Below are 9,738 nucleotides of genomic sequence, written 5' to 3'. Positions count from 1 at the left end.
GTCAGTCACATTGATGGTGGATATGCCGACGCCTTCGCGAGCAGGCTCGCTCCCACAGGTATGGTGCCGGGCTCAGCCGCGCACTGCATCTGGACTGTCGATCTGCTCCAGCATCCACTTCACAAAATCTCGCACCTTGGGCACTTCCGCTGAATGCTCCGGGTAGGCCAGGTAATAGGCATCGGTGCTGGGCATTGCATGCTGCCAGGGAATGACCAGCTTGCCTTCGGCCAGTTCCTCTTCCACCAGAAACCGTGGCAACAACGCCACGCCGCAACCGACTTGCGCCGCGCGGATGCACATGTAGAAGGTTTCGAAGCGCGGGCCGTGGTAGCTGTGTTCGGTGTGGTAGCCCTGGCTGTCGAACCAGTCGTGCCAGGCTTGGGGGCGGGAGGCGTTTTGCAGCAGGACCAGATCGGTGAGTTGGGTCGGGTCGGTGAAGGGCTCGGCGGGCAGGCTGCCGGGGGCGCAGACTGGCACCAACTCCTCACTGAACAGCTTCAGGCATTCGGTGCCGGGGCGTGAGCCCTGGCCGAAGTAGAACGCCAAATCGCTGCGACCTTGCAGCAGGTCATCCGCTTCCTGTTCGCTGCACAGGTCCAGGTGAATCGACGGATGGCGCAGTCGCCAGCCCTTGAGCCGTGGCACCAGCCAGCGTGCACCGAAAGTCGGCGGTGTAGAGACCCGCAGGACTTCTGTTTCGCCGCCGTAGGAACGCAGGTAATGGGTGGACATCTCGACCTGCGTGAGGATTTTTCGTACTTCCACCAGATACAAATCCCCCGCCGGGGTCATTTGCAGGCGGCGACGCACCCGGCGAAACAACAAATGCTGCAGCAACTCTTCCAGCTGCGCGACCTGCTTGCTGACGGCGCTCTGGGTCAGGTTCAGCTCTTCGGCGGCCCGGGTGAAGCTCAGATGCCGGGTCACGGCTTCGAAACACTGCAGGGCAGCGATCGATGGCAAATAGCGTTTGTTCAGCATGGGCGGTCCTTTGTTCTTGTCTCTTTATTGCCTGCGATGCACAGCATGAATAAACGGAATGATATCTCTCTTAAAGGTCGTTTGTTGAGTAACCTCCGGGAAGCTAAAACTACAGGTCTGATCAGCCGTGATCGTGCGGCTGCACCCGTTCCGTTTTTTGCTTGAGGAGTGACCCATGGTTGCCGCATTGCTTGATCGTCTTGGTGTGAACCCAGCCCTGTACCAGAACGGCAAAGTGCCGGTGCATTCGCCTATCGACGGCAGTCGCATCGCCGCCGTGAACTGGGAAGGCGCTGCTGAAGTAGAGCAGCACATCAGTCGCGCAGATCATGCGTTCGAACTGTGGCGCAAGGTGCCGGCTCCGCGCCGTGGCGAGCTGGTGCGTCAACTGGGCGACATCCTGCGCGAATACAAGGCCGATCTCGGCGAGCTGGTGTCCTGGGAGGCCGGCAAGATCACTCAGGAAGGCCTGGGTGAAGTTCAGGAAATGATCGACATCTGCGACTTCGCGGTCGGCCTGTCTCGCCAGTTGTACGGCTTGACCATCGCCTCCGAGCGTCCCGGCCACCACATGCGTGAAACCTGGCATCCGCTGGGTGTGGTCGGCGTGATCAGTGCCTTCAACTTCCCGGTGGCGGTCTGGGCCTGGAACGCCACGCTGGCGCTGGTCTGCGGCAACCCGGTGGTCTGGAAGCCTTCGGAAAAAACTCCGCTGACCGCGCTGGCCTGCCAGGCGCTATTCGATCGCGTGCTGAAGAACTTCAGCGATGCGCCACCTTACCTGAGCCAGGTCATCATCGGCGGCCGCGATGCCGGCGAAGCGCTGGTCGATGACCCGCGTGTCGCCTTGGTCAGCGCCACCGGCAGCACCCGTATGGGCCGCGAAGTGGCGCCGAAAATCGCCGCCCGCTTCGCCCGTAGCATCCTGGAACTGGGCGGCAACAACGCGATGATCCTCGGTCCAAGCGCCGACCTGGACATGGCCGTTCGCGCCATCCTGTTCAGCGCCGTCGGCACCGCCGGCCAGCGCTGCACCACTTTGCGTCGCCTGATAGCCCACGAATCGGTCAAGGAAGAAATTGTCACCCGCCTCAAGGCCGCTTATTCCAAGGTGCGTATCGGCCATCCGCTGGAAGGCAACCTGATTGGGCCGCTGATCGACAAGCAAAGCTTCGACAACATGCAGGACGCGCTGGAGCGGGCCCTGAGCGAAGGCGGTCGGGTATTTGGCGGACAGCGTCAGCTCGAAGACAAATTCCCGAATGCCTACTACGTGTCGCCAGCCATCGTCGAAATGCCGGAGCAGAGCGACGTGGTCTGCCACGAAACCTTCGCGCCGATTCTCTACGTGGTCGGTTACACCGATTTCAACGAAGCCCTGCGTTTGAACAACGCCGTGCCACAAGGCCTGTCGTCCTGCATCTTCACCACCGATGTGCGTGAAGCCGAACAGTTCATGTCGGCGGTGGGCAGCGACTGCGGCATCGCCAACGTCAACATCGGCCCGAGCGGTGCGGAAATCGGCGGCGCATTCGGTGGCGAGAAAGAAACCGGTGGCGGCCGTGAGTCCGGTTCCGATGCATGGCGCGGGTACATGCGTCGTCAGACCAATACCGTGAACTATTCGCTGGAATTGCCGTTGGCGCAGGGGATTACGTTCGACTGACGGGCCCTATCGCTGGCAAGCCAGCTCCCACAGGATTTGTGTTGCGGCACATAACCCTGTGGGAGCTGGCTTGTCAGCGATGCTTTGTTTTTGTTTGTTAGGTTTCTGTTTGGAGTCTGGCAATGCCGTTACGCGAAGAGTGTCTGTGGGAAAAACTGACGCCGCAAAGGCCCGACAATTCGGCGCTCAAAGGTGAAGTAACAGCCGATGTCTGCGTCATCGGTGCCGGATTTACGGGGCTGTCGGCGGCAGTGCATCTGCTGGAGCAGGGCAAAAGTGTCTGCGTGCTTGAAGCCCATCGCGCCGGCCATGGCGGTTCGGGGCGCAACGTCGGACTGGTCAACGCCGGAATGTGGATTCCTCCGGACGAGATCGAGGCGGGGTTTGGCGTGGCGGTCGGCAGCCAGCTCAACCGCATGCTGGGCGCGGCACCAGCGCTGGTCTTCAGTCTGGTCGACAAGTACAACATCGATTGTCAGTTACGCCGCGAAGGCACGCTGCACATGGCCCACAACGCGCGGGGCGAAGCCGATCTGCGCAGTCGCGAGGAGCAATGGAAGCGTCGTGGTGCACCGGTGGAACTGCTGACCGGGCAAGCCTGCCAGCAAGCGACGGGCACCAAAAAGATCGCAGCCGCGCTACTCGATCGGCGTGCCGGCACGCTCAATCCGATGGCCTACACCACAGGGCTGGCCAAAGCGGCCGTCGGCCTCGGCGGTCAGTTGTTCGACCATTCGCCTGTCACCCGACTCGAGCGCCAGGGCCAGAAGTGGTCGGTGCAAACCGCTCAGGGCTCGGTGCTCGCCGAGCAAGTGGTGATCGCCTCCAATGCCTACACCGAAGGCGACTGGACCGAGCTCAAGCGCAATTTCTTCCCTGGTTATTACTACCAGGTAGCCTCCGTGCCCCTGACCGAAGACGCTGCCCAGGAAATCCTGCCGGGCGGGCAGGGCTCGTGGGATACCCGTCAGGTGCTGAGCAGCATTCGACGTGATAAAGACGGTCGCCTGTTGTTGGGCAGCCTTGGCAACGGCAACCAGAAACCCACCTGGTTCCTCAAGGCCTGGGCTGATCGAGTGCAACAGCATTATTTCCCCAACCTGAAACCCGTGGAGTGGGAGTGCACCTGGACGGGGCGCATCGCCTTCACGCCGGATCACTTGATGCGCCTGTTCGAACCGGCGCCCGGGATAGTGGCCGTTACCGGTTACAACGGCCGGGGCGTCACCACGGGGACGGTGGTCGGCAAGGCGTTCGCTGATTACTTGTGTAACGGAAATCCTCAGGCGCTGCCGATTCCCTTTGCTCCCATGCAGCCATTGTCGGGTGTCGGCCTGCGCAGTTGCCTGTATGAGGCCGGGTTCTCGCTGTATCACGCAGGCCAGTGCCTGCGGATCGTGATCTGATTGTTGAAATTTGTTGCGGAAAGCGGCGCTTTTCAGCGTTGCGGCTAGCCTGTAGTGGTGCGTGTTGTAGCAGTCCCGCACCAGCAGTGTGCAGTTCGGTGACGCACGTTGTTACAGGCTGGTTGCACGCCGTTTAGTGTCGCGGTTGCAATGATGGCGCGCCAAGGTTGCGCCTCGAAAAAAATAAGGTATTACCTTCCGCGGTTTAGACGGTTGCACGCTCAATGAAATTGGGCCCGAAACAGTCGAAATAACAATAAAGCAGCGACTTTTTTAAGAATAAAAAACCGATGGCACGGCACTTGCTCTGAGCATTCAGTGAAGTCGCAGTGCCAATTAAAAAAACCATGGAGCACCACCTCATGTCCCAGACGTTTTACAAGAAAGGCTTTCTGGCCCTCGCAGTGGCAACTGCGCTGGGTGTTTCTGCGTTTGCTCAGGCCGACATCAAGATCGGCGTAGCGGGTCCAATGACGGGCGCCAACGCGGCATTTGGCGAACAGTACATGAAGGGTGCACAGGCGGCGGCCGATGCGGTCAACGCAGCGGGCGGCGTAAACGGGGAAAAAATCGTACTGGTCAAGGGCGATGATGCCTGCGAACCGAAACAGGCTGTGACGGTCGCCAAAGACCTGACCAACCAGAAAGTCGCCGGCGTGGTCGGTCACTTCTGCTCTTCCAACACCATTCCCGCGTCGGAAATCTACGACGAGGCCGGGATCATCGCGATCACTCCGGGTTCCACCAACCCGCAGGTCACCGAGCGTGGCTTGAGTGCCATGTTCCGTATGTGCGGACGTGACGACCAGCAGGGTATTGTCGCCGGCGACTACATCGTCGATGTACTCAAGGGCAAAAAAGTTGTCGTGCTGCACGACAAGGACACCTACGGTCAGGGTCTGGCCGACGCCACCAAGGCACAGCTGGAAAAACGCGGCGTGAAGCCGGTGCTGTATGAAGGCTTGACCCGCGGCGAGAAAGATTTCAGCGCCGTGGTCACCAAGATCCGTGCGGCCGGTGCCGACGTGGTCTACTTCGGCGGCCTGCATCCGGAAGCCGGTCCACTGGTCAAACAACTGCGTACCGAAGGCCTGAACGACGTGAAGTTCATGTCCGACGACGGCATCGTGACCGACGAGCTGGTGACCACTGCTGGCGGCCCGCAATACACCAAAGGCGTGCTGATGACCTTCGGCGCCGACCCGCGTCTGTTGCCGGACAGCAAGGCCGTGGTGGACGCATTCCGCAAGACTGGCTATGAGCCTGAAGGCTACACCCTGTACGCCTACGCTTCTGTCCAGACCCTGGCTGCTGCCTTCAATGGCGCCAAGTCCAACAACGGCGAGAAAGCCGCCGAGTGGCTAAAAAAGAATCCCGTCAAAACCGTCATGGGCGAGAAGACCTGGGACAGCAAGGGCGACCTGAAAGTCTCCGACTACGTGGTTTACGAGTGGGACGCGAACGGCAAATACCACCAGCTGGAAAAACAGAAGTAAGGGCTGACCCGATCGGCTGAGCCCCACGGTTCTCCTGTAGGAGCGAGCTTGCTCGCGATGACGGTCGGACAGACAACACATCTGTTGAATGTTCAACCGCTATCGCGAGCAGGCTCGCTCCTACAAGGGGGAGTGGTGGCCTGCCTGATCGTGACTGACATTGCTCCGACGTACATCTGTATTTTTCCTAGAAGAACCGCACACCCGCGGGCGTGCAGGTTCTCATTGCGTGAGACTGCGTTATGGATGGTATTTTCCTGCAGCAAATGGTCAACGGCCTGACCCTCGGGTCGGTCTATGGCCTGATCGCCATCGGCTACACAATGGTCTATGGCATCATCGGCATGATCAACTTCGCCCACGGCGAGGTTTACATGATTTCCGCTTACCTCGCGGCGATCAGTCTGGCTCTGCTGGCTTACTTCGGTATTGAATCCTTCCCTCTGCTGATGCTCGGCACACTGGTTTTCACCATTGTCGTCACCGGGGTGTATGGCTGGGTCATCGAACGCATCGCCTACAAACCCCTGCGCAACTCCACCCGACTGGCACCGCTGATCAGCGCCATCGGGATCTCCCTGATCCTGCAAAACTATGCACAGATCAGCCAGGGCGCCCGTCAACAGGGTGTACCGACGCTGCTGACCGGTGCGTGGCGCATCGACGTTGGCAGTGGCTTCGTGCAGCTGACCTACACCAAGATCTTCATCCTGGTCGCCGCGTTCGTCGGCATGGCGCTGCTGACCTACGTGATCAAGTACACCAAGCTCGGCCGCATGTGCCGTGCGACCCAGCAAGACCGCAAGATGGCGTCGATCCTGGGGATCAACACCGACCGGGTGATTTCCTACGTATTCATCATCGGTGCGGCGATGGCGGCCCTGGCCGGCGTGCTGATCACCATGAACTACGGCACCTTCGACTTCTACGCCGGCTTCGTCATCGGCATCAAGGCCTTCACTGCCGCGGTACTCGGCGGGATCGGCTCGCTGCCGGGCGCCATGCTGGGCGGGATCATCCTCGGGATTTCCGAATCGCTGTTCTCGGGCCTGGTCAACTCCGACTACAAAGACGTGTTCAGCTTCTCGCTGCTCGTACTTGTTCTGGTCTTCCGGCCTCAGGGCCTGCTGGGCCGTCCTCTTGTGTCGAAGGTGTAAGCAATGTCCTCAACCACCCATAAAACCATTGATTTCAAAACAAGCCTGGTTGACGCGATTCTTGCCGGCCTCATTGCCCTGATCGTGTTCGGCCCGATTGTCGGTGTCGTGCTCGACGGCTACAGCTTCAATCTGGAATCGACCCGCGTGGCATGGATTGTCGCCATCGTCATGGCCGGTCGCTTTGCCTTGAGCCTCTTCCTGCAAACCCCCAAGGGCCTGCGCATTCTCGAAGGGTTCGAGAGCACCGGCTCCGGTGTGCATGTACTGCCTCCGGACTACAAGTCGCGCCTGCGCTGGATCATCCCGCTGATGATCGTCATCGCCGTGGTGCTGCCGTTCTTCTCCAACTCCTACCTGCTGGGCGTGGTGATACTAGGGCTGATCTACGTGCTGCTGGGCCTGGGGCTGAACATTGTGGTCGGCCTGGCCGGTTTGCTCGACCTGGGTTACGTGGCGTTCTACGCCATTGGTGCCTACGGCCTGGCGCTCGGTTATCAGTATCTGGGGCTGGGCTTCTGGACCGTGCTGCCGCTGGCGGCGATCACCGCCGGGCTGGCCGGTTGCATCCTTGGCTTCCCAGTCTTGCGTCTGCACGGCGACTACCTGGCCATCGTGACCCTGGGCTTCGGTGAAATCATCCGCCTGATCCTCAACAACTGGCTGACCCTGACCGGCGGTCCTAACGGCATGCCGGCACCGCTGCCGACTTTCTTCGGCCTGGAGTTCGGCAAGCGGGCCAAGGACGGCGGTGTGCCGTTTCATGAGTTCTTCGGCATCGCCTACAACCCGGACGTGAAGTACTACTTCATCTACGCGGTATTGTTCCTGGTGGTCCTGGCCGTGCTGTACATCAAGCATCGCTTGACCCGCATGCCGGTCGGTCGTGCCTGGGAGGCCCTGCGCGAAGATGAAATCGCCTGCCGTTCCATGGGCCTGAACCATGTGCTGGTGAAGCTCTCGGCGTTCACCATCGGTGCTTCGACGGCAGGCCTGGCTGGTGTGTTCTTCGCCACCTACCAGGGCTTTGTGAACCCGACCTCGTTCACCTTCTTTGAATCGGCCCTGATCCTCGCCATCGTGGTACTTGGTGGCATGGGTTCGACCATCGGCGTGGTGATTGCGGCCTTCGTACTCACGGTGGCCCCTGAGCTGCTGCGTGGCTTTGCTGAATATCGCGTTCTGCTGTTCGGCATCCTGATGGTGTTGATGATGATTTGGCGACCGCGTGGCCTGATTCGGATCAGCCGTACCGGTGTGACCCCGCGTAAAGGAGTAGCGCCATGAGCGAAGTCGTACTCAGTGTCGAAAAACTGATGATGCACTTCGGCGGCATCAAGGCGTTGAACGATGTCAGCCTGAAGGTCAAGCGCAACTCGATCTTCGCCCTGATCGGCCCCAACGGCGCCGGCAAGACCACTGTGTTCAACTGCCTGACCGGGTTTTACAAGGCTTCCGGCGGCAAGATCGAACTCAACGTGCGCGGGCAGCAAACCAACGTCATCAAACTGCTGGGCGAGTCCTTCAAACCGACCGATTTCGTCTCGCCGAAATCCTTCGCCAGCCGCCTGTTCTACAAGGCGTTCGGCGGCACTCACCTGGTGAACCGTGCGGGGCTGGCGCGAACCTTCCAGAACATCCGCCTGTTCAAGGAAATGTCGGTGCTGGAAAACCTGCTGGTGGCCCAGCACATGTGGGTCAACCGCAGCATGCTCGCAGGGATCCTCAACACCAAGGGCTACCGCAAGGCCGAAAGCGATGCGCTGGACCACGCGTTCTATTGGCTGGAAGTGGTGGATCTGGTGGATTGCGCCAACCGCTTGGCCGGTGAATTGTCCTACGGCCAGCAACGCCGCCTGGAAATTGCCCGGGCCATGTGCACCCGTCCACAGATCATCTGCCTCGACGAACCGGCCGCCGGCCTCAACCCTCAGGAAACCGAAGCGCTGAGCGCGATGATCCGGCTGCTGCGCGACGAGCACGATCTGACCGTGGTGCTGATCGAACACGACATGGGCATGGTAATGAGTATTTCCGACCACATCGTGGTGCTGGACCACGGCGTCGTTATTGCCGAGGGCGGCCCCGACGACATCCGCAACGATCCGAAAGTGATTGCCGCTTACCTGGGCGCCGACGAAGAGGAAGTGGTATGAGTAAACCCATCCTCGAACTCAAAGGGCTGGACGTGTTCTACGGGCCGATCCAGGCTTTGAAGAAAGTCTCGATGCACATCAACGAAGGTGAAACCGTCAGCCTGATCGGCTCCAACGGCGCCGGCAAGTCGACCCTGTTGATGTCGATCTTCGGTCAGCCAAGGGCGGCAGGCGGGGAGATCCTTTATCAGGGCGTGGACATCACCCACAAGTCGTCGCACTACATCGCGTCCAACGGCATCGCGCAGTCGCCGGAAGGTCGGCGGGTGTTCCCTGACATGACCGTCGAGGAAAACCTGCTGATGGGCACCATTCCGATTGGAGACAAATACGCCAAGGAGGACATGCAGCGCATGTTCGAGCTGTTCCCTCGGCTCGAAGAGCGGCGTACCCAGCGCGCGATGACCATGTCCGGTGGCGAGCAGCAAATGCTCGCCATTGCCCGGGCACTGATGAGCCGGCCGAAGTTGCTGCTGCTTGACGAGCCAAGCCTGGGCCTGGCCCCGATCGTGGTGAAGCAGATCTTTGCCACCCTGCGGGAACTGGCGAAGACCGGCATGACCATCTTCCTGGTGGAGCAAAACGCCAACCACGCCCTCAGGTTGTCGGACCGGGCTTATGTGATGGTCAACGGCGAGATCCGCATGAGCGGCACGGGCAGGGAACTGCTGGTCAACGAGGATGTGCGTAACGCCTACCTCGGCGGGCATTAATCCTATCCTGAGATACCCACAGCCCCGACGAGCAATCGCCGGGGCTTTTTATATTCCGAATACGCATCAGTCCCTTGTGGGGGGGGGGGGGGGGGGGGGGGGGGGGGGGGGGGGGGGGGGGGGGGGGGGGGGGGGGGGGGGGGGGGGGGGGGGGGGGAGG

Annotated in this window: 8 protein-coding genes; 7 read left to right on the top strand and 1 reads right to left on the bottom strand. The window is 60.5% G+C overall.

The window, feature by feature from the left end; genetic code table 11:
* Positions 1 to 72: 72 nt before the first annotated feature.
* Positions 73 to 984 carry a LysR family transcriptional regulator gene (locus ACSFE6_RS29440; RefSeq protein ID WP_435430891.1) on the bottom strand — a complete coding sequence of 304 codons (912 nt, stop codon included), beginning with the start codon at positions 982 to 984 and terminating at the stop codon, positions 73 to 75.
* A gap of 175 nt (positions 985 to 1,159) precedes the next feature.
* On the opposite strand from ACSFE6_RS29440, the gene amaB reads away from it, so the two are divergent.
* The 7 genes from amaB to ACSFE6_RS29405 all read left to right on the top strand — a co-directional run bounded on the left by amaB (position 1,160) and on the right by ACSFE6_RS29405 (position 9,578).
* Positions 1,160 to 2,650 carry an L-piperidine-6-carboxylate dehydrogenase gene (gene amaB / locus ACSFE6_RS29435; RefSeq protein ID WP_435430890.1) on the top strand — a complete coding sequence of 497 codons (1,491 nt, stop codon included), beginning with the start codon at positions 1,160 to 1,162 and terminating at the stop codon, positions 2,648 to 2,650.
* A gap of 122 nt (positions 2,651 to 2,772) precedes the next feature.
* Complete coding sequence (amaA, locus tag ACSFE6_RS29430) at positions 2,773 to 4,056, top strand: L-pipecolate oxidase (RefSeq protein ID WP_435430889.1); 1,284 nt, start codon at positions 2,773 to 2,775, stop codon at positions 4,054 to 4,056.
* A gap of 362 nt (positions 4,057 to 4,418) precedes the next feature.
* Positions 4,419 to 5,552 carry an ABC transporter substrate-binding protein gene (locus ACSFE6_RS29425; RefSeq protein ID WP_435430888.1) on the top strand — a complete coding sequence of 378 codons (1,134 nt, stop codon included), beginning with the start codon at positions 4,419 to 4,421 and terminating at the stop codon, positions 5,550 to 5,552.
* A 242-nt stretch (positions 5,553 to 5,794) separates the two neighbouring features.
* Positions 5,795 to 6,709: an ABC transporter permease subunit gene (locus ACSFE6_RS29420; protein WP_435430887.1), complete on the top strand. Its 915-nt coding sequence runs from the start codon at positions 5,795 to 5,797 to the stop codon at positions 6,707 to 6,709.
* A 3-nt stretch (positions 6,710 to 6,712) separates the two neighbouring features.
* Positions 6,713 to 7,996: a high-affinity branched-chain amino acid ABC transporter permease LivM gene (gene livM, locus ACSFE6_RS29415; protein ID WP_435430886.1), complete on the top strand. Its 1,284-nt coding sequence runs from the start codon at positions 6,713 to 6,715 to the stop codon at positions 7,994 to 7,996.
* The gene (locus ACSFE6_RS29410) at positions 7,993 to 8,865 is read left to right on the top strand and encodes an ABC transporter ATP-binding protein (protein WP_435430885.1); all 873 of its coding nucleotides are present in this window, start codon (positions 7,993 to 7,995) and stop codon (positions 8,863 to 8,865) included. The genes livM and ACSFE6_RS29410 overlap by 4 nt, the downstream gene beginning before the upstream one ends.
* Complete coding sequence (locus tag ACSFE6_RS29405) at positions 8,862 to 9,578, top strand: ABC transporter ATP-binding protein (protein WP_435430884.1); 717 nt, start codon at positions 8,862 to 8,864, stop codon at positions 9,576 to 9,578. Before ACSFE6_RS29410 ends, ACSFE6_RS29405 begins: the two co-directional genes overlap by 4 nt.
* The last annotated feature ends 160 nt before the right edge of the window (positions 9,579 to 9,738 follow it).

It is taken from the genome of Pseudomonas baetica, assembly GCF_051216495.1.
In the GTDB taxonomy this organism is placed as follows: Bacteria; Pseudomonadota; Gammaproteobacteria; order Pseudomonadales; family Pseudomonadaceae; genus Aquipseudomonas; species Aquipseudomonas baetica_B.
This window is presented reverse-complemented; position numbering and strand designations above follow the sequence as displayed.

Bases quoted from the DNA above. Each gene is read 5' to 3' on its own strand.
- ACSFE6_RS29440 (WP_435430891.1), bottom strand. From the start codon at position 984: ATGCTGAACAAACGCTATTTGCCATCGATCGCTGCCCTGCAGTGTTTC.
- amaB (WP_435430890.1), top strand. From the start codon at position 1,160: ATGGTTGCCGCATTGCTTGATCGTCTTGGTGTGAACCCAGCCCTGTAC.
- amaA (WP_435430889.1), top strand. From the start codon at position 2,773: ATGCCGTTACGCGAAGAGTGTCTGTGGGAAAAACTGACGCCGCAAAGG.
- ACSFE6_RS29425 (WP_435430888.1), top strand. From the start codon at position 4,419: ATGTCCCAGACGTTTTACAAGAAAGGCTTTCTGGCCCTCGCAGTGGCA.
- ACSFE6_RS29420 (WP_435430887.1), top strand. From the start codon at position 5,795: ATGGATGGTATTTTCCTGCAGCAAATGGTCAACGGCCTGACCCTCGGG.
- livM (WP_435430886.1), top strand. From the start codon at position 6,713: ATGTCCTCAACCACCCATAAAACCATTGATTTCAAAACAAGCCTGGTT.
- ACSFE6_RS29410 (WP_435430885.1), top strand. From the start codon at position 7,993: ATGAGCGAAGTCGTACTCAGTGTCGAAAAACTGATGATGCACTTCGGC.
- ACSFE6_RS29405 (WP_435430884.1), top strand. From the start codon at position 8,862: ATGAGTAAACCCATCCTCGAACTCAAAGGGCTGGACGTGTTCTACGGG.